Raw genomic sequence first — 25,026 nt, forward strand, 5'->3', positions numbered from 1 at the left:
CCCCCCTCCCCCTCCAAGGGCTTTCACGCCGGAGGGTCGTCCGGTGAAGGACCTCCCGGGACGGGTGCCACGACAGCCGGGGATGCCACGGAAGCCTCCTCCGTCTTCAGGCGCTCCAGCGTGCTGCGAGCGGCTGCCTGCTCGGCCTCCTTCTTGTTCCGGCCGTTGGCCCGGGCGTACACGGCCTCCCCGATGCACACCTCCACCTCGAACACCTTGGAGTGCTCCGGGCCCGTCTCCGACACCACCCGGTAGCGCGGCGAGAGCTTGAGCCGTTCGTGGGCCAGCTCCTGGAGGAGCGTCTTGTAGTCCAGGCGGCCGGCGCCGGAGGCGACCTCCTCCACCAGCTCCCCGAAGCAGCGGTCCACCAGCGCCAGCGCCGGATCCAGGCCGCCGCTCAGGTACACCGCGCCCAGCACCGCCTCCAACGCGTCCGCGAGCAGCGAGTTCTTGTCGCGGCCTCCGGACTGGGACTCGCCCCGGCCCAGCAGCAGCAGCTCGCCCAGGCGCAGGCTCCGGGCCACACGGGCCAGGCCCTCTTCATGGACGATGCGGGCGCGCATCTTGGTGAGCTCGCCCTCGGGGACGCCGGGGCAGCGGTCCATCAGCCGGTGACTCACGGCCAGGTCCACCACGGCGTCGCCCAGGAACTCCAGGCGCTGGTTGTCCTTGAGGTTCTGGTCGCGGTTCTCGTTGACGTACGTCTTGTGCGTCAGCGCTTCCAGGGCCAGGTCGCGCTTGGAGAACTGCACACCCAGGCGCGTCTCCAGGGCCTGCACGCGCTCGGCCAGGGTCATCTTCTCCACGCGGTTCACTCCTGGGGTGCGTCCGGGCCCACGAGGCGCACGGCCTCGGGAGCGACCTTCAACAGGTCCGCCACCATCCGCACCACACCGGGGAACTCATCCAGTTCGAAGCGGCCCGCCCACACCTTGCCCTGGGTGCCCGCCAGCAGGCCCCGGAAGGTGCGCCCGGCGATGCGCGCGGCGGCGAAGCGGTAGGCCTTGCCCTCCACCTGCAACTGCGCCAGCAGCTCCAGGCTGCTGCGCGGCGGCACCAGCGCCTGCGGACCGAACTTCTCCACGATCTCCACGAAGCGCACCGGCTCCGAGCCCGGCGCCACCTGCGGCGCGCGGGCCACCGGCTCGCCGAGCAGCGCGGACAGGTAGCCCGTCAGCGCGCCCTTCTCGCGGAACTCCGACAGCTCGATGACGTGCCCCGCGGCGGTGGCCAGCTCCTCCCCGCCCCGGATGGCCTGCGCGATGCGGAAATTGCCCTGGCGGTCCGCCACCAGCTTCACCGCGAGCGCGCCCTCCTGCACCGTCGTGGACAGCTCCAGCGACTGCGGCTCCACGTCCGCGGGCAGGCCCAGGAGCTGCAACTCCTCCGAGCGGCGCTGCAGGTGGAAGACGTGGTCGCTGAAGGTGTCCAGGATCAGCGCCTGCATCTCCTCCGCCGCGTCGATGGAGGACAGCAGGATGGGCGTCATGCCCACCACCGCTGGAGGCCCGATGGGGATGAGCCGGTCCCCCATCACCTGGAAGGTGATCTCGGTGATGAAGTCCTTGGTGATGGGATTCACCAGGGACGCGGCCTCCAGGTCCAGCACCACTTCGACGCCGGACGGCTCCTCACGGACCTGGAGCCCCAGCTCTCGCAGCCGAGCGGTATCCATCAGGCGCCTTTGAAGGTCTCGCGGGCGATGATGGTCCGCTGGATCTCGCTCGTGCCTTCGCCAATCTCACAGAGCTTGGCGTCACGCAGGTAGCGCTCCACGGGGAACTCGCGCGTGTAGCCGTAGCCGCCGTGGATCTGCACCGCCTTGTTGCAGCCGCGCATGGCCGCCTCGGACGCGAACAGCTTCGCCATGGAGGCCTCCTCCGAGTACGGCTGCCCCGCGTCCGCGAGCCGCGCCGCGCGGTGCACCAGCAGGCGCGCCGCCTCCAGCTCCGTCTTCATGTCCGCCATCATCCAGCGCAGGCCCTGGAACTCACCGATGGGCTGACCGAACGCGGTGCGGTCCTTGGAGTACGACACGGACTCCTCCAGCGCCCCGCGCAAGAGGCCCACCGACAGCGCGCCGATGGTGATGCGGCCCTTGTCCAGGATCTTCAGCGTGTCGATGAAGCCGCGGTCGAGCTCGCCCACGATGGCGTCGTCACCGACCTCCACGTTCTCCAGGATGAGCTCCGCGGTGTCCGACGAGCGCATGCCCAGCTTCCCGTGGATGGAGCGCTGGCTGAAGCCGGGCAGGCCCTTCTCCAGCACGAAGGCGGTGATGCCCTTCTGGCGCTTCTCCGGCGACGTGAGCGCCAGCACCACGAACACGTCACCCACCGTGCCCTGGGTGATGAACATCTTGGCGCCGTTGAGCACCCACTTGTTGCCCTTCTTCACGGCGGTGGTGCGCATGCCGGACGCGTCCGAACCGGATCCCGGCTCGGTGAGGCCCCACGCGCCCAGCCACTCACCGGAGGCGAGCTTGGGCAGGTAGCGCTGGTGCTGCGCCTTGTTGCCGAAGACGCGCACGTGGCTGGTCCCCAGGCCGTTGTGGCTGGCCACCGTCAGCGCGAGCGAGCCGTCGTAGCGGGCGATCTCCTCCACGGCCACCGCCACGGCGAGCGAGTCCATGGCCGCCCCGCCGTACTCCTCGGAGACGAGCATGCCCAGCACGCCCAGCTGGCCCAGCTCCTTCACCACCTCCATGGGGAACTTCTCGTCCTTGTCCCACTCGCGCGCGTACGGCTTCACGCGGCGTTCGCAGAATTCACGGAGGGAGGCCTGGAGGGCGCGGTGGCTTTCAGGAAGTTCGAAGTCCATGGTCGGGTGCGGAATCTAGAGCGTGAATGACGGGTGGGGAACTTCAGACGGGGTGGACGCCGTGCTTCTTTTCCGCACGGGGCTGGAACCGGTCCGCATATAGCGAATAACGCTGCATCAATTCCCCGCGCAGTGAGTCGCCCGGGACCACCGCGTCGATGATGAGCTCGCTGGCCAGCTTGAAGATATCCACGTCCTGCTTGTACTCGTCGCGGAGCTTCTGGACGAAGGCTGGCCGCTCGGCCTCCGGCAGCTCCTGGATCTTGTTGAAGTAGACGGCGTTCACCGCCGCCTCCGGGCCCATCACGGCGATCATCGCCTGGGGCAGCGCCAGGGTGGCCTCCGGGGCGAAGCCCGGCCCGCTCATGGCGTAGAGGCCCGCGCCGTACGCCTTGCGCACCACCACGCAGATGCGCGGCACGCTGGCCTCCGACACCGCGGAGATCATCTTCGCGCCCGCGCGGATGATGCCCGCGCGCTCCACCTTGGTGCCGATCATGAAGCCCGGCACGTCCGCCAGGTACAGGAGCGGGATGTTGAACGCGTCACACAGCCAGATGAACCGGGCCGCCTTGTCCGCGCTGTCCACGAACAGCACGCCGCCCTTGTACTTGGGCTGGTTCGCCACGATGCCCACCGGGCGCCCGCCAATGCGCGCCAGGCCCGTGATCAGCTCCTGCGCGAAGAGCTTCTTCACCTCGAACCAGCTGCCCTCGTCGATGAGCTCCGTGATGAGGGCGTGCATGTCGAACGGCTTGTTCTGATCCGGCGGGACGATCTCATCCACGCGCTTGCCGCTGTGCTTGGGCGCCTTCAGTTCGACCTGCGGCGGGGCCTTGGAGAAGTTCTCCGGGAAGAAGGCCAGGTACTGCTTCGCCGCGGCGATGGCGTCCTGCTCCGTCTTCACCAGCACGTCGCCCACGCCGGACACGGAGCAGTGCATCTTCGCGCCGCCCATCTCCTCCAGCGTGACCTTCTCACCGATGACCATCTCCGCCATGCGCGGGCTGCCCAGGTACATGGAGGCGTTGCCCTCCACCATGATGACCAGGTCGCAGAACGCGGGGATGTACGCGCCGCCCGCGGCGGACGGGCCGAAGAGCAGGCAGATCTGCGGGACGAAGCCCGACAGGTGGACCTCGTTGTAGAAGATGCGGCCCGCGCCCCGGCGGCCGGGGAACATCTCCACCTGATCCGTGATGCGCGCGCCCGCGCTGTCCACCAGATAGAGCAGCGGGCAGCGCAGCGCCTTCGCCGTCTCCTGGATGCGGAGGATCTTCTCCACCGTGCGCGCGCCCCAGCTGCCCGCCTTCACCGTGGAGTCGTTGGCCATGATGGCCACCGTGCGCCCGTCGATGCGCGCCATGCCGGTGATGACGCCGTCCGAAGGCAGCTCCGGATCCAGGTTGTTGGCGAGCTTGCCGTCCTCCACGAAGGAGTCCGCGTCCACGAGCAACCGGATGCGCTCGCGCGCGAAGAGCTTGCCCGTCTCCGCGTTCTTCGCGTGGTACTTGGGCGCGCCGCCCTTCTCCACCTGGGAGAGCTTCTCGAGCAGTTTCTGATCTGAGGACATGGCCGCCGTCCCATACCAAGAAACCCCTGGCCTGGCTGCCTTCTTGCCAGCCGAAGCGCCAGCCGTGCCGTCCAACGGACGACGCAAGAGGCCAGGAACGAGCGCTTCGGGGGATGTCGCCGGGGGCCTCCCTGCCTACCTTCATGTCGCACGGGGGGTGTGCACCCAGGCGGGCCACACTCGCCCCGTGAATCGCATCCGGCCCTGGAGGGACCCATGTTCAGAGCGAAGAAGGCGAAGTGGCAGACGAAGGCCTTGGCCAAGAGCAAGCTGTACCGTCAGTTCCTGGCGCACCAGCTGCTCGACCAGCTGCCGGATTACGCGGACAGGGCCGGCAAGGTGGCCCGGAAGTCCTGGGACAACTTCGACCCGGACGACGCGCTGCGCTATGTGGGATTGACGACGTACAAGCCGGCGCGCGCGGGCATGGGCGGCCTGGGGGCGTTCCTGCTGGGCGCCGCCGCGGGCAGCATCGTGGCCCTGCTGATGGCCCCGAGCCGCGGCACGGAGCTGCGCACCACCGTCAAGGACAAGGCGATGGGCTACATCAACAAGCAGGGCGTGAACATCGGCGGCGAGAAGACCGCCAGCGCCTGAAGCCGGGCGTGACGTGACCCCACGTCCCGTCACCTCGTCATCGAGCGCAGCAGGCAGGGGCCGCACGGTCCGCGGGCAACCGCGGGCCTGCCGCCCCTGTCGCTTTCGGGGGCCCTACCGGCCTTTATAGACAGGGGGACGCTTCTCCGCGAAGGCGCGGAGCCCTTCCAACCGGTCCTCCGTCTTGAGCACCTCCTCGTACTTCTTGAGTTCCAGCGCCAGCGCGTCGTCCAGCTCCAGGCCGGTGCCCTCGTCGATGGCGTGCTTGGCGGTGGCCACGGCCACGGGGGCGTTCTCCACGACGGCCTCCGCGAGCTGGAAGGCGACCTCCAGCAGGTGCCCTTCCGGGGCCAGCCGGTTCACCAGGCCGATGCTGAAGGCCTCCGCCGCGTTCACGCGCCGGGCGGTGAGGATGAGGTCCTTGGCGCGCCCGGGGCCAATGAGCCGCGTCAGCCGCTGGGTGCCGCCGCCGCCGGGGATGATGCCCAGCTTCACCTCGGTGAGGCCCATCTCCGTGGCGGGCGAGGCGACGCGCAGGTCGCACGCCAGGGCCAGCTCCGTGCCGCCGCCGAAGGCCGCGCCGTTGATGGCGGCGATGAAGACGCAGTCGCTCTTTTCGATGGAGCGCAGGGTGACGCGCAGGCCGTTGAGGAAGGCGCGCACCTCGTCTTCCGACATGGTGGTGCGCTCCTTCAGGTCCGCGCCCGCGCAGAACGCCTTGTCGCCCGCGCCGGTGAGGATGACGGCGCGCACGGCGCGGCCGGAGGACACGCGGGCCACGAGCGCGTCCAGCTCCTTGTGCATCGCGCGGCTGATGGCGTTGCGGCGGCTCTCTCCATCGATGGTCCAGATCTCGATGGCCCCGCGGGCGTCGACCTTGAACTCCGGCATCTGCGCTCCCCATGACGGGCCGCACCGGGCGGCCCGCGTGAATGGCGCGCAGCCTGAAACCTGTTCCCCAGTCTGGCAAGCCGTAAACGGATAGGATTTCGCCCATGCCTTCGTGCTCAACGACGAAACGCCCGTGGCGGTGGCTGCCCGGGCTGCTCACCGTCTTCACCGTGCTCGTGCTCGCCCTCCCCCTCGTGGCCCTGGCGCGCGGCGGCGGCGGTGAGCACTACACGTCCGGACGCGACCGGAGCAGCGGTGGCGGCGGCAGCGGTGACGGCCTGCCCCTCTGGCTGATCTTCGACCTCCTCCGGCTCATCTTCCTGTACCCGAAGGTGACCCTCCCGCTGCTCATCCTCGGCGGTGGGCTCTACTGGCTCTACAAGCGCAACCTGCACCCGGACGCCACCACCCGGCGCGCGTTGGATCAGCGCGAGGCGGAGGTGCGCACGGAGGTGTCCGGCCGCGATGTGCAGGGCTGGGTGAACGCGCTGAAGCTCAAGGACCCGTCGTTCGAGTTGGAGCCCACGCTGGGGAAGGTGCGCTGGCTCTTCCTGGAGCTGCAGAAGTCGTGGTTCCGGAGGGACATGACGCCGGTGCGCCCCTTCCTGTCGGACGCGACGTGGCAGCGCTTCAACGTGCAGCTGGCGCTGATGCAGGCCCAGGGCGTGCGCGACGCGCTGGCGGACATGAAGGTGCTGGACGTGCAGCTCATCGGCCTGCATCAGACCGAGTGGTACGACAGCATCCACGTGCGCGTGCGCGCCAGCATCCGCGACACGGACGTGTCCGCGAACCAGACGGACGCGCAGGCCATGGCCGCCGCCAGCCGCGTGGCCCCGGAGGTGTTCACGGAGGTGTGGACCTTCGTGCGCAAGCCCGGCGCGCAGACGCGCATTGGCGAGGATCTGTTCCAGGGCAAGTGCCCCAACTGCGGGGCGCCCTACAAGGGCGGCGCGGCCAACACCTGCGAGTTCTGCAACGCGGTGGTGAACTCCGGTAACTACGACTGGACGCTCGCGGAGATCACCCAGGGTGTGGAGCACGTGCGCCACCACAAGCAGGTGGACGGCCTGATGCAGGCGCGCGCGGACGACCCGGCGCTCAACCTGGAGATGCTGGAGGACCGCGCGTCGCTGCTGTTCTGGAAGTGGATCGACGCGCAGAGCCGCAACGAGACGCAGCGCCTGTCCAAGGTGGCCAACGCCAATGCCATCACCACGCTGGACGCGGAGCTGGGCGAGCTGACGAAGCGCGGCCGGCGGCGCGTCTTCATGGAGTGCGCGGTGGGCGCGGTGGACGTGCGCGCGCTGGAGGTCCACCCGGAGTCCTTCGACGAGGCCCAGGTCGAAATCCGCTGGAGCGCCCGCATGGGCGTGGGCCCCGTGAACGAGAAGCCGCCCAGCCTGCCCACGGTGCCGCAGCGCTGGGTCTTCACGCTGGTGCGCCGCCACGGCGCGAAGACGAACACGGACACCGGTATGTCCACGGACCGCTGCCCGCAGTGCAACGCGCCCACCACCAACAGCGCGGCCAATACCTGCGAGTTCTGCGGCACGGTGCTGGGCAACGGTGAGCGGGACTGGGTGCTCGCGTCCGCCCTCCCCTTCGAGTCCTGGAACGTGCACCACGCGAAGCGGACGTCCGCCCAGGCGGAGCGCTACCAGCAGGCGCGCCGGGCCGAGCGCGGCACCGTCGCGCCCCCGCCCATGGCCAGCGACTCCAGCGGCGACGGCGATCGGGTGATGACGGACGTGAAGGAGCGCGAGCGGCTGCTCTACATGATGGCGTCCATCGCCGCCGCCGACGGCGAGGTCTCCGCCGCCGAGCGCCGCCTGCTCAAGCTGTGCGCGGAGCGCTGGAGCGTGTCGTGGCCCAACGTGGAGATGGCGCTCAACGCGGGGCCCCAGCTCTTCGAGCGCCTCATGCCCCGGGGCAGCCCCGAGGCGGAGGTGTTCCTGCGCCACATCGTGGAGATGGCGCTGGTGGACGGCCGCATCGACCGCAAGGAGCGGCGGATGCTTCAAATCGCCGCCCAGCACCTGGGCCTGGAGGAACGGCTTCCGGCGCTGATCGGGGACCACTAATGCAAGCCCCAGCCATGTCGCGCTCGATCGCCTCGTGCAGGGGCACCCCGGCGTCGTAGCCCTCGGCCACGATGTCCACGAGGCGCCCCTCGATGACGATGTCCAGTTCCACGCGCGGGTACCGTTCGTGGAAGGTGGGGAGCACCGGGGAGAGGACCCGCGGCACCGCGATGCCCGGTACCGAGAGCCGCAATCGTCCCACGGCCTCTCCCGGCCTGGCGGACACTTCCTTCAGGGCTTCAAACGCCTGACCCAGACCAGGGCCCGCGCTCTCCACCAGGCGCCGTCCCGCGTCTGTCAGCGCCACGCTGCGCGTCGTGCGGGTAAGCAGCACCACGCGCAGTTGCTTCTCGAGCTGGCGCACCGAGTGGCTGACCGCTGCCGTGGAGACGCCCGACAAGATCCTCGCGGTCGACCTCTACGGCGTCGCGTTGGTGTTCGAGGAATTCGGCCGCGTGATCATGCCCGGCGGCTCGGGGCTCGTCATTGCGAGCATGGCCGGCCACATGCCGCCGGAGTTCCCGGCGGAGATGAACCATGCACTCGCGTACACGCCCGCGGACCGGTTACTCGCGCTCCCGTACCTGCAGCCCGAGGCCGTACCCGGCTCCGGGACTGCCTACGCTCTCTCCAAGCGGGCCAATCACCTTCGCGTCCAGGCCGCCGCCGTGACCTGGGGTGAGCGGGGGGCACGCGGGAACGCCATCAGCCCGGGCGTCATCCTGACGCCGCTCGCGCAGCACGAGCTCGACTCCCCGGTTGGGCCCGTCTACCAGACATTCATCAAGGCGTCGGCCGCCAAGCGGATGGGGACGCCGGACGAAGTCGCGGCCGCGGCGGCCTTTCTCATGGGCCCGGAGGCGGGCTTCATCACCGGGAGCGACCTGCTCATGGACGGCGGCGTCATCGCGGCGCTCCGTACGGGCCGCATCCAGCTCGCCTCCGACGTCGGCGTGCGGTCGGGGTCGTGACCAAGGGCGCCACGCCCGCGCAGGTCGCTCTCGCGTGGCTGCTCGTGCAGAAGCCGTGGATCGTGCCCATCCCGGGGACGGCAAAGCTCGAGCACCTTGACGCCAATCTCGGCGCGCTCGAAGTCGAGCTCACCGCCGCCGACATGCGGGAGATTGACGAGAGCGTCTCGAAGCACGAGGTGCAGGGCGCCCGGTCGAGCGAGGAGCTCCTCCAGGCGACCGACGTCGGGGCCCGGCTGGGCACGAGTTCCGTCGGCGGGCATGGCATGTCGTCACTGCCCCGGAAGTGAACGCAGTCCATCTTGAACGCGGATTGATGCAAGCAGCGCAAGAGTCATCTGCGGTGCTGCCGGGTTCACCGCGACCCGCAGCTGGATATACCTGTCCGACGACAACTTGCGTGTCGGTGTCAGAGCGCGCCGGCAGGAGAAGCACACGTGACGCAAACCATCGGCTTTATCGGAAGCGGTGCGATCAGTAGCCAGGTGGCACGCCTGGCCGTTGCTGCCGGAATGGACGTGATTCTCAGCAACACGCGGGGCCCCGAGTCGCTCTCGGCTCTCATCTCCGAGTTGGGCAACCGCGCCCGGGCCGCGACCCCTGCCGAAGCCGCACGGGACGCGGAACTGGTGGTCGCCAGCATTCCGTTTTACGCATACAGCAAGCTTTCGGCCGAGGCGCTCGCCGGCAAGGTCGTCATCGATACGATGAACTATTACCCCGAGCGGGACGGCCACATGCCCGAGATCGACACCGCCCGGGTCGCAACCAGCGAGCTGGTGCAGCGGCACCTTTCGCGCTCGCGTGTCGTCAGGGCGCTCAACAACATGGATTGGGTTCGGCTGCGCAGCAGGGCACGTCCCGTCGGCGCGAGCGATCGCAGCGCGCTACCCATCGCTAGCGATGATGCAGAAGCGAAGGCGGCCGTGTCCGGGTTCCTGGGTGCGATCGGGTACGATGCGGTGGATCTGGGCCCCCTCGCCGACAGCTGGCGGAGCGAGCCGACAACCCCGGTCTACGTGCTCCCCTACCTCGGCACGGTTCCGTCGGATGTCAGGCCTGAAGCAGCACGAGCCTGGTTCCTTCAAGCGCCCGGAGCGCCCGTGTCCGTCCAGCAGGTCAAGACGCTCGTCGCGCGGGCTGTCCGGCATGAGCGGATGTTCGGCGATGTCGGGCCGCTTCCTGGTGCCGCGATTTGATTCATCGAGCAACGACGGGAAACAGCCATGAGCGCGCATAGGGTACGTGTTGGCATCGTGGGCCTGCAGCCAGGCCGGAACTGGGCGGCGGTCGCTCATCTGCCGGCGCTGCGTGCGCTCTCCGACGAATTCGAAATCGTGGGCGTGGCGAACTCGAGCCGAGCCAGCGCGGAAGCCGCCGCGAGCAGCTGCGGAATTCCGCGGGCGTTCAGCGATGTCGCCGAGATGGTCGCCTCGCCGGATGTCGATCTGGTTGTGGTGACGGTCCGGGTGCCTACCCACTTCAACGTGGTCCGGGCGGCACTCGAAGGTGGCAAGCACGTCTTCTGTGAGTGGCCGCTTGGGCGCACGCTCGAGGAAGCCGAAGTGCTGGCGCAGCTTGCCCGGGACAGGGGGGTGTCAGCATTCACGAGCACTCAATCCCGCGTCACGCCTGCAATCCTGCACCTGAAGAGGCTCGTTGATACGGGGTTCGTGGGTGAGGTCCTGTCGACCAGCGTCACGGGCTGGGGCCGTATCTGGGGAGGCACCGTCGACGACCTCAAGAGCGAGCAGTATCTGCTGGAGAACGCCAATGGAGCCACACTGCTCACCATCCCATTCGCGCACACGATCGCCGCGTTGCGTGATGTCCTCGGGGATGTCTCCGAGCTGTCCGCCATGCTCGACACACGCCGCCGGCGGGTGCTTGCCACCGAGACCGGCGGGTTCGTCCCGATGGATGCTCCGGACCAGATCCTGATTGCCGGGAAGCTGGCCAGCGGTGCATCGCTCTCGATGCACTATCAGGGCGGCGCACCTCGGGGCTTCGACGGCTTCGTCTGGGACGTCCATGGAACGGACGGCCACCTGCGCATGACCGGCCCGACAGGTCACACCCAGCTTGTCCCGCTTGAGCTTTGGGGAGGGCGAGGAGAGGCGCGGGTGTTCGAGCCCATTGGCGTCCCTGACGACGGGATTGCGCTGGAGGACAACGTCCCCGGCAACATCGCGAGGGTCTATCGGCGTCTGGCCTCGGATCTGCGCCAAGGCACCCGCACTGCCCCCACTTTCGACGACGCGGTGGAGCTCCATCGCCTCCTGGATGGAGTCGAGCGAGCTGCGCGCGAGGGAAAGAGGGTGAGCGTTCAGGCCCCGAACCGGGCCTTGCCGACGGTGTAGGCCAGCGTCACCGGGATGCTGCGCTCATTGCCGGCCGCAAGGCCTCGCCGATTTCATCGACGAAGACCCGGGTCTTCGCGGGGACCAACGCACCGGGTGGCATCACCGCGTGCACGCTGATCTCCCGCACGCTGCGCCATCCGGGCAGAACCTCGACGAGGCTACCCGCCTTCAGGTGAGGGGCAACCATCCAATCCGGAGCCAGGGCAATTCCTGCACCCTTCAAGGCCGCGACGATGATCGACTCGCTGCTGTTGGCGACGAAGGGCCCCTGGGGTCGCAAGGTCTTCTGCTCGCCTTCCATTTCGATGACCCAATTGGGCCAATCGGGGTGGTGGGTGAATCCCAGGCAGGAGTGGGCCAGGAGCTCATCCGGCGAGGCTGGCATCCCCTTCCTGGCGACATAGGACGGTGAAGCGATCAGGCGGCTGCGGAACGTTCCGAGCTTCCTGGCGATCAGCGAGCTGTCTCCGACCATCCCGATCCGGATCACCACGTCGAATCCCTCGCTCACGATGTCCACCATGCGGTCGAGGAAGTGGGCGTCGATGTGGATGCGCGGGTACTTGAGCAAGAAGTCAGGGATGAGCGGAGCGATCACTTCGCGCCCGTAGGTAACAGGTAACGAGAGCTTGAGCTCTCCTTGCGGCGTCGCCGCGAAATCCCCCACCTCCCGAGTAGCCTGGTCGAGCTTGTCGAGCACGGAGCGGATGCGTCGAAAGTAGAAGGTGCCCGCCTCGGTCAGGGAAACGCTCCGTGTCGTGCGAACCAGCAGTCGTACGCCGAGGCGACTTTCGAGCTGGCTCAACCTGCGCGATATCACGGAGGCGTCTCGACCGAGTTGGACCCCGGCCGCCTTGAAGCTGCCCGTGTTGGCAACAGCCGCGAACGCCACGACCTCGTCGAAACCTTCATACATATTCGTGCTCCGTTCGCAGGAGTGTCTTTCGGCACACGAGATCGATTCGAACGCCGCGCACGAACATATTCGTCGCTCAGCACGAAGTCGGGAGAATCACCATGAAGACGTTTCTGAGCATTGGGTCCGGCCCAGGCATCGGCACGGCAACGGCGGAGCGCTTCGCGCAAGAGGGTTTCAGGATCGTCCTGACCTCGCGCGACGGGCTCAAGCTCGCCAGCCGGGCAGAGCAGCTGCGCGCCAAAGGGCATACCGTCGAGGTGAAGATCGTCGATGCAGGCAACCTCGACAGCGTGAGCGCGCTCGTCAGGGAAACCGAAGCCCAGTTCGGCGCAATCGACGTGCTGCACTTCAACGCTGCTTCGATGCGCGCTGCAACCCTTGAGGCCCAGGAGGTTGAGACCTTCGTCCTTGACCAGACCGTGAACCTCGGGGCCGCACTCGCCGCCGTGAAAGGCGCGTCTCAAGCCATGCTGGCGCGTGGCTCCGGCACCATCCTCCTGACGGGAGGGATGTTCGCAATCAAGCCGAGCCCCGAATACCTTTCGTTGAGCATCGGCAAGGCGGGCCTTCGGGCCATGACGCAGGCTCTCTTCGACACCTTCAGAAAGCGTGGGGTCCACATCGCGTCGGTCAACGTGGCTGCGCTCGTGGCTCCGGACTCGGTCGAGGCCCGTGGTGTCGCCGACGCCTTCTGGAGGCTATACAGCGCGCCACTCGAAGCGTGGTCGCCCGAGATGACGTTCCCGGCCTAGTCCTTGGGCCGGCTGGAGATCAACGGGCGGGCTGCTTTGCCCGGGCGGGACGGGTCACGGGGGCCCCCAGTGGAGGGGCCCCTTCAGGTCTGCGCGCGGCGGGAGGCCTTCTTGTCCCGCTCGCCGAGCGCGGCCTGGAGGTACTTGCCCGCGAGCTTCCGGCCGATGAGCTCCTGGGCGATCTCCCCGGCCTCCACCAGCTTGTCCAGGTCGATGCCGGTGTCCACGCCCATGCCGTGCAGCATGAACACCGCGTCCTCGGAGGCCAGGTTGCCCGCGGCGCCCGGCGCGTAGGGACAACCGCCCAGCCCGCCGATGCTCGCGTCGAACGTGGTGACGCCCGCGGACAAGCCCACCAGCGCGTTGGCCAGCGCGGTGCCTCGCGTGTCGTGCAGGTGCAGCGCCAGCGTGTCCACCGGCATGTGCTGGAGCAGCGCGGTCAGGATCTCTTCCGTCTGCCGGGGCGTGCCCACGCCAATCGTGTCGCCCAGGCTCAGCTGGTAGATGCCCGCGTCCACCAGCTGCCGGCAGATGTCCACCACGCGCTCCACCGGGACGTGGCCCTCGTAGGGGCAGCCCCACACGGTGGACAGGTAGCCGCGCACGCGCATGCCGGCCTTGCGGGCGGCGGCGGTGACTTCCTTCGCACCGGCCAGGGCCTCCGCGATGGTCTTGTTGATGTTCTTCTTGGAGTGGGCCTCCGACGCGGAGATGAACACCGCGGCCTCCTCCAGACCCGCCGCCTGCGCGCGCTCCAGGCCCTTCAAGTTGGGCACCAGCGCGGAGAAGACGACCCCCGGGCGGCGGCCCACCTGCTTGAGCAATTCCTCCGCGTCCGCGAGCTGGGGGATCCACTTGGGTGACACGAACGACGTCACCTCGATGCGCTTCTCCCCCGCGGCGACCAGGGCGTTGATGAGGCGCGCCTTGTCGCGGGTGGGCAGGGTGCGCAGCTCGTTCTGCAGGCCGTCGCGGGGGCCGACCTCGTACACGTCGACCCGGCGGGGCAGTTGCCCCAGCAGGCCGACCCGCGTTCGCGATGTCTCTTTCGGATCCACTGGACGTGTCCCGGGCCGGTCAACGGCGCCCGGCTCCCACGATGAGGTCGGTCGACTCGGGTGTCATCGGCCCGGAATCCAGGCCGCCGTGCACCCACTCCACCGAAAAGCCCGTGCTTTCCAACAGCCGTTTCAGTTCCGCAAGAGGATAGTAACGAAGCGCATAGGCCGCTCGCAGGACTCGACCGTCCGGCAAGGTGAGCTGACGCTGCCCGACATCGCGGCCACGCGTCGCGTCGAAGCGGCTCTCCTCCTCCAGGAGGCTCCCATCCGGTAACCGCTCGCGGAACGACGCACCCGGACTTCCAGCCAGCCGCTCGTAGGGAACCGTCTGGAACACCAACCGTCCGCCGGGCCGCAGCGCCCGCGCCACCTCCCGCAGCACCTGGACGTGCTCCGCGTCGGAGAAGGCGAAGAGTGTCGAATACCAGGCGTATGCGCCCCCCAGGGACGCGTCCTGGAAGGGCAGCGCCCGCAGGTCACCCCGCACCACGGGAAAGCCGGGACGGCGCAGGCGCAGGGACAGCGGATCCAGCTCCAGGCCCACCACCCGCCCGGCGAGCGCGCCCTGCGTGTTGAGCCGAGCCGCGTGCCGGCCGTGGCCACAGCCCAGGTCCGCCACCGGCCCCTCCACGTCCGCGAACGCCCGGGACAGGTACTCCCCTTCCCGGGCCGTCACCTCCTCGGAGAGGTACGGCAGCGTGCTGCGCAGGTACAGCTCCCCGAAGAAGTCACCCACGGCCGTGCTCGCCCGGGGCGTCAGCGCTTGAGGGCAGGCAGCTTCTCACGCAGGCGGCGCACGGCTTCGTCCAGCACCCCCTCCGTCTTGCAGAAGGCGAAGCGCGCGAAGCGCTGCCCCAGGTGCCGGTGCTCCGGACCGTAGAAGACGCTGGGCGGGATGCCCGCCACGCCCACCTCCGTCACCAGGTGCCGGCAGAAGGCCACGTCGTCCGCGAAGCCGTAGCCGGTGATGTCCGCGAGGATGAAGTAGCTGCCCTCCGGCGAGAACGCCTGGAGCCCCGCCTCGCGCAGGCCCGTGAGCAGCCGTTCGCGCTTGGCGGTGTAGAGCGCCGTCAGCTCCTGGAAGTAGCTGTCCGGCAGCCGCAGGGCCACGGCCATGGCGGCCTGGAACGGCGACGCGGTGGCGAAGGTGACGAACTGGTGCGCGCGCTGCACCGCGTCCCGCAGCGGCGGCGGCGCGATGATCCAGCCGATCTTCCACCCCGTGAGGCTGAAGGACTTGCCCGCGCTGCTCACCGTCACCGTGCGGTCCGCGAGCACCGGCACCGTGGCGGCGCGGATGTGGCGCGAGGGGGCGAAGACGATGTGCTCGTAGACTTCATCCGCCAGCACCTTCACGTCGTGCTCGGCGCAGAGGTTGCCCAGGAACTCCAGCTCCTCGCGGGTGAACACCTTGCCCGTGGGGTTGTGCGGCGAGTTGAGGATCAACAGCCGCGTGCGCGGGCTGAACGCGGCCCGGACTTCCTCCCGGTCGAACCACCAGGTGGCGTGCCCGGCGTCCGGCGGCCGCAGCGGCACGTAGCGCGGCGTGGCGCCCACGAAGGCGATGTTGGCGTCGTACGAGTCGTAGAACGGCTCGAAGGCCACCACCTCGTCGCCGGGATCCACCAGGCCCAGGATGACGTCGAGGATGGCCTCCGTGGCGCCGCTCGTCACGGTGACCATGGTGTCCGGGTCCACGGTATGGCCGTAGAAGCGCTGCGCGTGCTCCGCGATCGCGACACGCAGATCGCGGGCGCCCACGCCGGGGGCGTACTGGTTGACGCCGCCCTGGATGGCCTTCCACGCGGCTTCCTTGATGGCATCCGGCCCGTCGAAGTCCGGGAAGCCCTGCCCCAGGTTCACGGCCTGGTGCTTCAGCGCCAGCGCGCTGAACTCGGAGAAGACGGTGGTGCCGAAGCGGGAGACGCGCTGCGCGTGCACGGGCCGGGGGGACATGGTTCAGGCCTCTGGAGGCCAGCGCACGTCCACCCCGAACCCCGGGGCGACCGGCTGGCGGTTCAGGGCCGGACGATAGCGTCCACGGGCTCGGAACGCGCGCCCTGTTCCACCGCGCGCTGCCTCTCGGCCCGGGACAGGGCCAGCGCCAGCCCCGTCACCACCAGCACCAGGGGGACCGCGCAGATGAGGTCGATGGCGTAGTGGAACCGCCCCGCCAGCGTCGCGAAGATGAGCCCCATGCCCGGGAAGAGCATCACCCAGAAGAAGCGCCGGGCGAACCGGAACGCGTAGATGAGCACCACCAGCATCACCCCGGTGTGCCCGGACGGGAAGCAGTCCCGGGTGTACACCGGCGTGCGCATCATGGACTCCAAGAGCGGCGTGAGGATCCACCCCTGGGTGGCCGGCCCGTCGAACGCGCCGATGAGGAAGTACCGGGGCCCCACCGCGGGCACCAGCGAGTACGCCGCGTAGTTGAAGCCCAGCAGCAGGCCCAGCCCCAGCAGGTACTCGTCGAAGCCGGGCGTGGGCCCCCTGCCCCGGGCGTACAGGTAGATGCCCAGCAGCAGCGGCCACATGAAGTGCCCGTAGTAGCAGAGCATCAGCACGTCGTTGGCCCAGGGCGGAATCACGTGCGCCAGTGCCACCGCCGTCTGGAAGCCGAACAGCTTCTGGTCCACGGCGATGAGCTGCGCGTCCTTGATCAGCGGGTTCATCCAGTCCACGATGGGACCCAGCCACCCGTGGGCCAGCGCCGACACCGGCAGAAGCCAGAAGTCCGCCACGATGGCGATGAGCGGCTGGCGCGGAAAGCGCGCCTCCAGCATGCGCATGGCCGGCAGGCCCAGCGCGAAGAGGAGGAACAGGAGCGCACTGCGCCCTGAGTTCGGCGCCCAGCGGGCCGGGCCCACGCACACCAGGGCGGCCACCGAGCAGGCCGCCATCAGGACGAGGTCCACCTGCCGGAAGCGCACGAGCGCTTCCTCCGACGACATCACGACGGGCCGCACACGGCCTTCGCTGAATGACCAGATGCTCACGCCGATTTGCGCTCCCCCGGCGACTCGACCGGCAACTCGCCGGCGCCCCCGAGATTGAGGCTCCGCACCACCGCGCCCGCCTGAGGCGCCACCGTGGACCGCCGTCCCTTCCACCGCTCCAACAACGCCAGCATGGCCGGAAAGAACACCGTCGTCCCCAGGAAGGTGCTCACGACCCCCAGTAGGGCAATCTGACCGATGCTGCGCAAGCCCTGGTGGTTCGCCACGAGGAGCGCTCCGTAGCCCGCCGCGTTGGACAGGGTCGCCACCACCGCCGCGAAACCGGTGTTGCGCACCACCCGGCCCAGCGAACCGGGGCCCTCCTCCTCGTACCGGTGGAACAGGTGCACCGAGTTGTCCACCGCGATGGCCAGGAGGTTGGGCAGCACCACCGCGTTGATGAAGTTGAGCTGGACGTCGAAGAGGTACATGCCGCCCGCCAGGCACGTCATGCCCAGGAACAGCGGGCCCGCCACCAGCAGCGCGCGCTTGAAGCTGCGCAGGCTTGCCAGGATGACCAGGAACACCACCACCGCCGCGGACCAGAGGATGAAGGGCCCGTCCCCTCGCACCAGCGAGAAGATGCGCGCCGCGATGCGGTTGCTGTCCAGCACCGCCAGGTCGACGCCCTTCGCCCTCGCCCCGACCACGACCTCATCCAGCTGCGTCGCCCAGCGGTTCAGATCCTGCGTGTCGTAGTTGGACACCGACGGGAACAGCAGGAGGAACATCCCCTTGCCGTCCAGCGCCTCGAAGCGGCGGCGCGCCTCCACCGGCAGCTGGTCCAGGCCGTAGGGCTTCGCGTCCACCATCTCGCGCAGGTCCTTCACGCGCGCGTCGTCCTGGGCGGACTTCGGCAGCCCGTCCAGCAGCGCCCGGATGCGGCCCATCTCCGCCTCGTGGCCCGCCACGTCCGAGGGCACCAGGTCGCTCAACGACGCGGTGCGCAGGAACACGGAGTTGGCGCCGTTCCTCGCCTTCACCTGGGCGATGACGGCCTCCACCTCGCGGACCTGCTCCAGCGTGTCCACGGAGAGGATGGCGGGGTTGAGCGGCGCGCCAATCTGCGAGGTGATGTGGTCGTCCAGCCGCGACGCCGGGGAGTCGCCCTTCAGGTTGCGCAGGTTGGTCTCGAAGCCCAGCCGGGGCGCGATGCCCACCGAGTACGCCGCGAAGCCCACCACCGACAGCGCCACCGCGACGATGAGGCCCGTGGGCCAGCGCCGCCACTCCTTCGCCGGAGCCGGGGCCTGCTCCACGGCCGGCGCGGAGGCCTGGACGGCGTCACCGGGCGCGGCGTCGCGGCGATACGGGCGGATGCGCTCCGCGATGGCGAGCAGCGACGGGCCCAGCGCGTACGCGGACAGCACCGCCATCAGCACGCCAATGCCCGCGAGCAGGCCGAACTGCTGGAAGGCGTGGAACTGCGCCAGCACCAGCACGAAGAACGCCGCCGCGTTGGTGAAGGCGGACGTGAGCGCTCCGCTGAAGGTGCCGCGCACCGCCGCCGTCAGCGACTCCTTCACGCCGTGGTGCTCGCGCTCCTCCCAGTAGCGCATGGCCAGGTGGACGCCGTACTCGATGCCCAGGCCGATGAGGATGGCGACCAGGAAGCCCGTCACGATGTTGAGGTGGCCGATGGCGCCCTGCGCGAACGCGAACGTCAGCACCAGCCCCACCACCACCGGCACGCCCACCACCGCCAGCGCGGAGATGCGCCGGGTGGCCAGCAGGATGAGCCCTACGGCAATGAGCGCGGACAGCATGCCCGCGTTGGACAGGTCGCGGCGCATCACCGCGTCCTCTTCGATGCGGTTCTGGAAGTTGCCCGTCGCCTCCAGCGTCACGCCCGGGTACTTCTCCGCCGCGAGCTTGCGGCCGGTGTCGAACGCCGTGGCCACGAAGCGCCGCGCGAAGTCCAGGTCCCCCGCCGTCCCCGACGGCTTGATCATCAGGTAGACCTCGGTGCCCTCCTTGTTCGCCAGCGTCTCCGGCAGCGCCGTGTCCGGGGTGTGCTTCTTCGCGATCGCCTCGAAGGTGGGCGGCGCCTCGTCCGCGCCCAGGTCCACGAAGAGGGGGCTCGCGCGCTCCTTCTCGTAGCGGACGCGGGCCTCCAGGTCCTCCCTCAGGGAAGCGACCTCCGCCGTGGGCAGCAGAAGCAGACCGTGGCGGCGGAAGAAGGCCACGTCATAGTGGTGCTCGACGTAGCGGACCGTGGGCAGGGCTTCCAGGCGCTTCTGGAACTCCGTGGCGTAGGCCTTGAGGGCCTCTGGGGCGGCGCCCTTGGCCATGATGACCAGGTACCCGTCCCCGCCCGCCTTCTCTGACACGCGTGTCAGATCCCGGACCTCCGGGGCACCCTCCGGGAGCAGCTCCACGAACGAGCCCCGGAACTCCAGGCGCGAGGCGAAGAAGCCCGCGGCGGCCGTCACCAGGGCGACAGCGAGCAGCACCTGCCAGGGGCGCGACATCGCTGCCTGGATGAAGCCGTCAAACCACCGCTGTCGTCGCGCTTGGGACACCGTCTGCTCCTCTGATGCTGGCCGGCGAAGCAATAACCCGGCCATGATTCAGGCCCCCGGAACAGATGGCCCCGCCAGACCCATTCCCCATGTGAACCTGTGTGTGCCCTGAGTGAGGGAGCATCCACTGGCGAACACAGGTCCGGGAGCGCGGCGTGCCACCAATGCGGCACCACTGTCAAGGCGCGCCCTGACACGGATGCCCCACACCGGGTGCGATGGAACCGTCCCCGCCTTGACAGTGCGGTTTTCCCTCTTTATTGACCCCCACGCGTCGTCGTCCCCCTGGGTGTTCACGCGGCCGGGCAATCCGAACCTGGAACGCGCCCTGCACATGGAAAGCGGCTCGGATCACACCCCCCGACGCGTAAGAAAGACCACCATGAGCGACGTGTTCGACAAGTGCCGTACCTGGAAGGACTACCGCATCGCCAAGGCCACGGGTTTGTACCCGTACTTCCGGGCCATCGAGGCGTCGCACGGCGCCACGGAGGTGGAGATCGAGGGACGTCGGGTCATCATGGTGGGCTCGAACAACTACCTGGGCCTGTCCGCGGATCCGCGCGTGAAGGAAGCGGCCATCAAGGCGACGGAGAAGTTCGGCACCACCTGCTCCGGCTCCCGCCTGCTCAACGGCACGCTGGCGCTGCACGAGGAGCTGGAGGCGCGGCTCGCGAAGTTCCTCAACCGCGAGTCCGCCATCGTCATCTCCACCGGGTTCCAGACGAACCTGGCGCTGGCGTCCATCCTGGGCCGTCACGACATCGTGTTCAGCGACCGCGCGAACCACGCGTCGCTGGTGGACGGCGTGCGCCTGTCGTTCGCGACGGAGCGCAAGTTCCGCCACAACGACATGGATCACCTGGAGCAGCTGCTGGCCGCGGCGGAGCCGGGCGCCGGGAAGATCATCGTCACGGACGGCGTGTTCTCCATGGAGGGCGACGTCTGCAACCTGCCCCGCATCGTGGAGCTGTCCAAGCAGTACAACGCCCGCGTGATGACGGATGACGCCCACGCCATGGGCGTGCTGGGCGAGATGGGCCGGGGCACCTCCGAGTACTTCGGCCTGGAGAAGGACGTGGACCTGGTGATGGGCACGTTCTCCAAGAGCTTCGCGTCGCTGGGCGGCGTGCTCGCGGGTCCGTTCGACGTCATCAACTACATCCGCCACAAGGCCCGCTCGGTCATCTTCTCCGCGTCCATGACGCCCGCGTCCATCGCGGCGGCGCTCAAGGCGACGGAGATCATCGAGTCGGAGCCGCAGCGCCGCGCCCGCCTGCTGGACATCGCGGAGAAGATGCACAACGGCTTCCGCGCCATGGGCTTCGACACGGGCGTGTCGGTGACGCCGGTGGTGCCGGTGCACATCGGCGACCAGGTGAAGTGCTTCCGCTTCTGGCGCGCGCTGCACGAGGCGGGCGTGTTCGCCAACCCCGTCATTCCGCCGGCGGTGGAGGCGGGCCACGCGCTCATCCGCACCAGCTACATGGCCACGCACACGGACGCGCAGCTGGACCAGGTGCTGGACACCTTCGAGAAGATCGGCCGCAAGCTCAACGTCATCCCGGAGACGCGCCCCACGGTGTACGAGCCGGTGAAGATCGCCCGGCCGGGCAGCGCGGTGCGCAGCAACAAGGCGAGCGAGACGTGGGCGGCGGGCAGCGCGGGCCTGCTCGCGGACAAGGGCTTCTCCCTGGATCAGCTGTCGCGGATGTCGTCGCGGGAGATGGCCGGGAAGTTCTTCGACGCGGTGGAGCAGCTCACCTGGCGCGCGGCGAACCTGCAGCCGGAGGATCTGCGGCGGCTGGGCGGCGCGCCCAAGAAGCTGTGGGAGAAGCGCAGCGAGCTGGGTGGCGTGCTCCTGGAGAAGGGCGCCCAGCTCTTCATGCGCAATGGCAGCGACGGTTCCGACGGCGGAAACCAGGCCGAAAGGAACTGAGCTCCTCTCATGGCCCACCCCGCCAAACACGAAGACGCATCCTCTTCCCCGACTCCCACCATGCCCTCCGACGTGCAGGTGACTCCCGTGCGCGGCGCGGCGGACCGGACGGCGTTCATCCGGCTGCCGTACTCGCTCTACCGTGATGACCCGAACTGGGTCCCGCCGCTGGAGATGGAGCGCCGCGACTTCCTGGACCCGAAGAAGAACCCCTTCTTCGACTACGCGGAGGTGGAGCTGTTCCTCGCCCGCCGCGGGCAGGACGTGGTGGGCCGGGTGGCGGCCATCAAGAACCCGCGCCACATGGAGTTCCATGGCACCAAGGAGGGCTTCTTCGGCCTCTTCGAGTGCGTGAACGACGCGGGCGTGGCGCGGGCCCTGCTGGACGCGGCCAGCGCATGGCTGAAGGCGCGCGGCATCGACACCGTGCTGGGGCCGGCCAACTTCTCCTCCAACCAGGACTGGGGCCTGCTCGTGGAGGGGTATGAGAGCCCTCCCGCGCTGATGATGCCCTTCAACCCGGCGTACTACGCGGGCCTGCTGGAGGCGTGCGGCTTCACCAAGGCGAAGGACCTGTGGGCGTGGGAGCTGTCGTCGTCCACGCCGCCGCCGGAGAAGGTGGCGCGCATCGCGGAGAAGATCCGCAAGCGCGAGGGCGTCACCGTGCGCGCGGTGAACCTCAAGGACTTCCCCGCCGAGGTCGCCCGCATCAAGGAGATCTACAACGCGGCCTGGGAGAAGAACTGGGGCTTCATCCCCTTCACGGACCGCGAGTTCGACCACATGGCCAAGGAGATGAAGGCCATCGTGCGCCCGGAGCTGGTGCTCATCGCGGAGGTGAAGGGGGAACCCGTCGCCTTCTCCATGACGCTGCCGGACGCCAACCCGGCGTTCAAGGCGGCCAACGGGCGGCTCACCACCTTCGGCCTGCCCATGGGCCTGCTGAAGCTGGTGCTGGCGTCGCGGAAGCTCAAGCGGCTGCGCCTGCTCACGCTGGGCATCAAGGAGGGCTACCGGCGCCGCGGCCTGGACGCCATCCTCTACCTGGACACCCTGCGCACCGCGAAGGAGCTGGGGTACACGGGCGGCGAGATTTCGTGGACGCTGGAGGACAACCACCTGGTCAACCGCGCCATCGAGTCCATGGGCGGCCAGCGCTCCAAGACGTACCGCGTGTTCCAGCGGCCTGCCTGAGGCCTGAAACACTTCCGCCCGGGCGCTGTGGCACCCGGGCGGAAGGGAACGACGCGAAGCTTGAAGGCGCCCTGCCCTACTTCACCTGCGGCGCGGCGCCCGTGGAACCGGCGGCGGACTCGTTCACGGAGGCCGCGCTGGTGTTGGCGTTCTCCTTCTCCAGCTGGGCGCGCTTGGACTTGAGCGTCGTCAGCAGGCCGTCAAAGCCCTTGGTGGAGAGGATCTTCTTGAACTGGCCGCTGTACGTGTCCACGAGGGAGACCTCGTCCGTGACGACGTCGTAGATGCGCCAGTCAGCCTTGGCGGACGCCTTGTAGAGCTTGTAGTCGACGGGCACCTGGTCCGTCTTCACGGTGAGCTGGGTGTCGACCGTGGCCTCGGTCCCCTGCACGCTCTCCTTGCCGTACTTCACGTCCGCCTTCGCCTGGCCGATGGCCTTCTGGGCGTACGAGGCGCGCAGCAGCCCCGTCATGGTGTCGGTGAACTCCTTGCGCTGGGCGGCGGTGAGGCCCGTCCAGGCCTTCTCGCCCAGGGCGCGCTTGGCGAGCTCCTCGAAGTCCACGAAGGACTCCACGACGGTCGCCAGGGACTGCACGGTGGCGCCGGGGGCATTGGCCGCCTTCTGGACGGCGGCGTTGCCGTTCTTCACCACGTTGAGCGGGCTCACGGGAGCGGCGGCGAGCAACGTGGCGGCAAGCAGGGAAGCAATCATTTTGATGAAGCTCCGGGTTGAAGGTCAGGTGAGACGACACCTGTGAAGACTGGAAGCCTGAAAGGGTTATTCATCCCCGCCCGGGACGGCACCCGTGACGCGCGCCAGTGAGGCCAGGCCCACGCGCACGTCGTGCCAGCTCTTGCCCCGCTCCGCGGAGGCCTGGGCCAGCGCGGTGAAGGCGTCCACCAGCTCGCGGGTGTCACCGGTGCCCAGGTCGAAGGCGGCGTAGGCGGCGGTGGCCCAGCGCTTCGCGTTCTTCTCCGCCTCCGTGAAGGACTTCGCCCGCGCGTAGGCCGCGGCGAGCTGGCTCTGCACCTGCGTCACCTCCAGCTGGATGCCGGCCTTGAGCGTCAGCTCCTGCGCGTGCATCTTGTCCAGCTCCGCGCGGGCCTGCTCCAGCTGCGCGTCCTTGATGGGGATGTCGAAGGTGCCGCGCACCACGAGGCCCACGCCCGCGGTGCGGTCGTTGTAGGCGTCGTACGCGAAGGGGCTGCGCTGGCGCGTGGCGCTGCTCGTCCAGCGCAGGTCATAGAAGCCCGCGAGCCCCAGGTCCGGGTAGTAGCTGCGCTCGCGGATGAGGACCTCCTGCTCGCGCGCGATGATGCCCGCCGCGATGGCCTTCAGCTCCGGACGGCGCTCGTTGGCCTGCTTCAGCGACGTGTCCAGGTCGGGCATGTTCACGTCGCCCTGGAGCGGCAGGTCCTCCGTCACCACCTCCACCTGCTCGTCCGGGCCCGCGCTGGCCAGCAGCCGGATGGCGGTGAGCGCGAACTGCTCGCCCTGCACGGCGGTGGCGCGCTGCGCCTCCACCAGCTGACGGAAGTACCCCAGCTTGTACGTGTCCGTCTTGGACACCTGATCCGAGTCCTCCTTGAGGAGCGCGTCGATCTTGTCGCCCGCGTCCTTGAGGCGCTTGGACACGTCCTCCAGCTGCTTCAGGCCCGCCCGCGCCAGCTGGTAGCCGTAGTACGCCTGCGCGGCCTGGAAGCCCGCTTCCGCGCGCACGCGCTCGCGCAGCGCCGCGCCCACGATGGGCCCCTGCGCGCCCGCCTTCTCCAGCGCGGTGAGCTTGCCGAAGGTGTAGAGCGGCAGCACCGCGTTGGCGGTGGAGAACACCGTCACGCCCACCTTGCCGAAGTTCCAGTCGCCCTCCAGCGACGCCTCCGTGGTGGGCGGGCCGCCCAGGCCGTTGTTGCGCGCCTCGGGGATGGGGCCGCCCGCGCCCAGGGTGATCTCGAACTTGGGGAACCACGCCCAGCGCGCCTGATCATAGAGCGCCTGGAACTTGCGCAGCTCCGCGGTGGCCTCCGCCACGCGCGCGTCCTGCGTGCGCGCCCGCGTCACCAGCTCCGCCAGGGTGATGGGCCCCTTCGCCTTCCGGGTGGCCCCTCCTGGCGCCGGGGCCTCCTCCGGAGCGCCCCTGGGAATGCCGGGCGTGAGGTCGCCCCGCGCGCCGTCGCCCGAGCCGGGGGCGATGGGTGACGTGCCCAGGTCCTGGGCATCCGGGGTGGCGGAGGCTGGCTTGGGCGTGCCCGTGGTGGCGCGCTGGGCGGCATTGCCCGGCTCCGCGGCCTGTCCGGGGTTCACCGTGGCGGGGCCCAACGGCAGGGGCGTACGGGGGCCGGT

22 protein-coding genes and 1 pseudogene are annotated in these 25,026 nt (G+C 69.1%); 9 read left to right on the top strand and 14 right to left on the bottom strand.

The genetic code is table 11. The features are described 5' to 3' along the window. Positions 1 to 23: 23 nt before the first annotated feature. Genes rnc through D7X32_RS29890 form a run of 4 tightly spaced genes read right to left on the bottom strand, consistent with a single transcriptional unit; the run spans position 24 to position 4,393 of the window. Entirely contained in the window at positions 24 to 797 is a 774-nt protein-coding gene (gene rnc, locus D7X32_RS29875) for a ribonuclease III (RefSeq protein WP_171448455.1), read from the bottom strand. A 14-nt stretch (positions 798 to 811) separates the two neighbouring features. Beyond that, the gene (locus tag D7X32_RS29880; RefSeq protein WP_171448452.1) at positions 812 to 1,675 is read right to left on the bottom strand and encodes a hypothetical protein; all 864 of its coding nucleotides are present in this window, start codon (positions 1,673 to 1,675) and stop codon (positions 812 to 814) included. Further along, positions 1,675 to 2,820 (bottom strand): acyl-CoA dehydrogenase family protein, encoded by a 1,146-nt coding sequence (locus D7X32_RS29885; RefSeq protein WP_120605972.1) that lies wholly within the window; start codon positions 2,818 to 2,820, stop codon positions 1,675 to 1,677. The genes D7X32_RS29880 and D7X32_RS29885 overlap by 1 nt, the downstream gene beginning before the upstream one ends. A 43-nt stretch (positions 2,821 to 2,863) precedes the next feature. Beyond that, entirely contained in the window at positions 2,864 to 4,393 is a 1,530-nt protein-coding gene (locus D7X32_RS29890; protein ID WP_120605973.1) for an acyl-CoA carboxylase subunit beta, read from the bottom strand. A 216-nt stretch (positions 4,394 to 4,609) separates the two neighbouring features. On the opposite strand from D7X32_RS29890, the gene D7X32_RS29895 reads away from it, so the two are divergent. Next, the gene (locus D7X32_RS29895; protein ID WP_120605974.1) at positions 4,610 to 4,990 is read left to right on the top strand and encodes a YtxH domain-containing protein; all 381 of its coding nucleotides are present in this window, start codon (positions 4,610 to 4,612) and stop codon (positions 4,988 to 4,990) included. Between the two features lie 114 nt (positions 4,991 to 5,104). On the opposite strand, the gene D7X32_RS29900 is transcribed toward D7X32_RS29895, so the two are convergent. Further along, complete coding sequence (locus D7X32_RS29900; protein WP_120605975.1) at positions 5,105 to 5,881, bottom strand: enoyl-CoA hydratase-related protein; 777 nt, start codon at positions 5,879 to 5,881, stop codon at positions 5,105 to 5,107. A gap of 104 nt (positions 5,882 to 5,985) precedes the next feature. Here D7X32_RS29900 and D7X32_RS29905 point away from each other — a divergent pair, with 104 nt between their 5' ends. Then, a complete protein-coding gene (locus D7X32_RS29905; protein WP_120605976.1) occupies positions 5,986 to 7,965 on the top strand; it encodes a TIM44-like domain-containing protein in 1,980 nt (659 codons plus the stop codon). A 13-nt stretch (positions 7,966 to 7,978) separates the two neighbouring features. Here D7X32_RS29905 and D7X32_RS29910 read toward each other — a convergent pair. Further along, positions 7,979 to 8,368: pseudogene (locus D7X32_RS29910) on the bottom strand (LysR family transcriptional regulator); the annotation flags it as partial. On the opposite strand from D7X32_RS29910, the gene D7X32_RS29915 reads away from it, so the two are divergent. The 4 genes from D7X32_RS29915 to D7X32_RS29930 all read left to right on the top strand — a co-directional run bounded on the left by D7X32_RS29915 (position 8,349) and on the right by D7X32_RS29930 (position 11,296). Continuing rightward, positions 8,349 to 8,936: an SDR family oxidoreductase gene (locus tag D7X32_RS29915; protein WP_208752582.1), complete on the top strand. Its 588-nt coding sequence runs from the start codon at positions 8,349 to 8,351 to the stop codon at positions 8,934 to 8,936. The pseudogene D7X32_RS29910 and the gene D7X32_RS29915 sit on opposite strands and share 20 nt — an antisense overlap. Further along, positions 8,933 to 9,226, top strand: coding sequence for an aldo/keto reductase (locus tag D7X32_RS29920; RefSeq protein ID WP_120605977.1), 294 nt, complete (start codon positions 8,933 to 8,935; stop codon positions 9,224 to 9,226). The genes D7X32_RS29915 and D7X32_RS29920 overlap by 4 nt, the downstream gene beginning before the upstream one ends. Positions 9,227 to 9,313: 87 nt before the next feature. Next, complete coding sequence (locus D7X32_RS29925; protein WP_439329028.1) at positions 9,314 to 10,135, top strand: NADPH-dependent F420 reductase; 822 nt, start codon at positions 9,314 to 9,316, stop codon at positions 10,133 to 10,135. 27 nt (positions 10,136 to 10,162) lie between these two features. After that, positions 10,163 to 11,296, top strand: coding sequence for a Gfo/Idh/MocA family protein (locus tag D7X32_RS29930; protein ID WP_120605979.1), 1,134 nt, complete (start codon positions 10,163 to 10,165; stop codon positions 11,294 to 11,296). 7 nt (positions 11,297 to 11,303) lie between these two features. Here D7X32_RS29930 and D7X32_RS29935 read toward each other — a convergent pair whose 3' ends face one another. Beyond that, positions 11,304 to 12,215, bottom strand: a complete 912-nt coding sequence (locus D7X32_RS29935) for a LysR family transcriptional regulator (protein WP_120605980.1) — start codon at positions 12,213 to 12,215, stop codon at positions 11,304 to 11,306. A gap of 101 nt (positions 12,216 to 12,316) precedes the next feature. Between D7X32_RS29935 and D7X32_RS29940 the strand changes: the two genes are divergently transcribed. After that, positions 12,317 to 12,970, top strand: coding sequence for an SDR family oxidoreductase (locus D7X32_RS29940; protein WP_120605981.1), 654 nt, complete (start codon positions 12,317 to 12,319; stop codon positions 12,968 to 12,970). An 83-nt stretch (positions 12,971 to 13,053) separates the two neighbouring features. On the opposite strand, the gene D7X32_RS29945 is transcribed toward D7X32_RS29940, so the two are convergent. The 5 genes from D7X32_RS29945 to D7X32_RS29965 form a co-directional block, all read right to left on the bottom strand. Next, positions 13,054 to 14,028, bottom strand: a complete 975-nt coding sequence (locus D7X32_RS29945) for a hydroxymethylglutaryl-CoA lyase (RefSeq protein WP_120605982.1) — start codon at positions 14,026 to 14,028, stop codon at positions 13,054 to 13,056. Positions 14,029 to 14,047: 19 nt separating this feature from the next. Next, a complete protein-coding gene (locus D7X32_RS29950; RefSeq protein WP_120605983.1) occupies positions 14,048 to 14,767 on the bottom strand; it encodes a methyltransferase domain-containing protein in 720 nt (239 codons plus the stop codon). Positions 14,768 to 14,787: 20 nt separating this feature from the next. Continuing rightward, a complete protein-coding gene (locus D7X32_RS29955; protein WP_120605984.1) occupies positions 14,788 to 15,987 on the bottom strand; it encodes an aminotransferase class I/II-fold pyridoxal phosphate-dependent enzyme in 1,200 nt (399 codons plus the stop codon). Positions 15,988 to 16,049: 62 nt separating this feature from the next. Next, a complete protein-coding gene (locus D7X32_RS29960) occupies positions 16,050 to 17,030 on the bottom strand; it encodes a phosphatase PAP2 family protein (protein ID WP_244239256.1) in 981 nt (326 codons plus the stop codon). Beyond that, the gene (locus tag D7X32_RS29965; protein ID WP_120605985.1) at positions 17,027 to 19,501 is read right to left on the bottom strand and encodes an efflux RND transporter permease subunit; all 2,475 of its coding nucleotides are present in this window, start codon (positions 19,499 to 19,501) and stop codon (positions 17,027 to 17,029) included. Before D7X32_RS29965 ends, D7X32_RS29960 begins: the two co-directional genes overlap by 4 nt. 433 nt (positions 19,502 to 19,934) lie before the next feature. On the opposite strand from D7X32_RS29965, the gene D7X32_RS29970 reads away from it, so the two are divergent. Together D7X32_RS29970 and D7X32_RS29975 are read left to right on the top strand one after the other, a co-directional pair. Beyond that, positions 19,935 to 21,491 carry an aminotransferase class I/II-fold pyridoxal phosphate-dependent enzyme gene (locus D7X32_RS29970; protein WP_120605986.1) on the top strand — a complete coding sequence of 519 codons (1,557 nt, stop codon included), beginning with the start codon at positions 19,935 to 19,937 and terminating at the stop codon, positions 21,489 to 21,491. Between the two features lie 60 nt (positions 21,492 to 21,551). After that, entirely contained in the window at positions 21,552 to 22,685 is a 1,134-nt protein-coding gene (locus tag D7X32_RS29975) for a GNAT family N-acetyltransferase (protein WP_438358989.1), read from the top strand. 76 nt (positions 22,686 to 22,761) lie between these two features. On the opposite strand, the gene D7X32_RS29980 is transcribed toward D7X32_RS29975, so the two are convergent. Together D7X32_RS29980 and D7X32_RS29985 are read right to left on the bottom strand one after the other, a co-directional pair. Beyond that, positions 22,762 to 23,397 (bottom strand): MlaC/ttg2D family ABC transporter substrate-binding protein, encoded by a 636-nt coding sequence (locus tag D7X32_RS29980; protein ID WP_120605988.1) that lies wholly within the window; start codon positions 23,395 to 23,397, stop codon positions 22,762 to 22,764. A gap of 66 nt (positions 23,398 to 23,463) precedes the next feature. Continuing rightward, positions 23,464 to 25,008 (bottom strand): TolC family protein, encoded by a 1,545-nt coding sequence (locus D7X32_RS29985; protein WP_244239257.1) that lies wholly within the window; start codon positions 25,006 to 25,008, stop codon positions 23,464 to 23,466. Positions 25,009 to 25,026 lie beyond the last annotated feature (18 nt).

Source organism: Corallococcus carmarthensis, from assembly GCF_003611695.1.
In the GTDB taxonomy this organism is placed as follows: Bacteria; Myxococcota; Myxococcia; order Myxococcales; family Myxococcaceae; genus Corallococcus; species Corallococcus carmarthensis.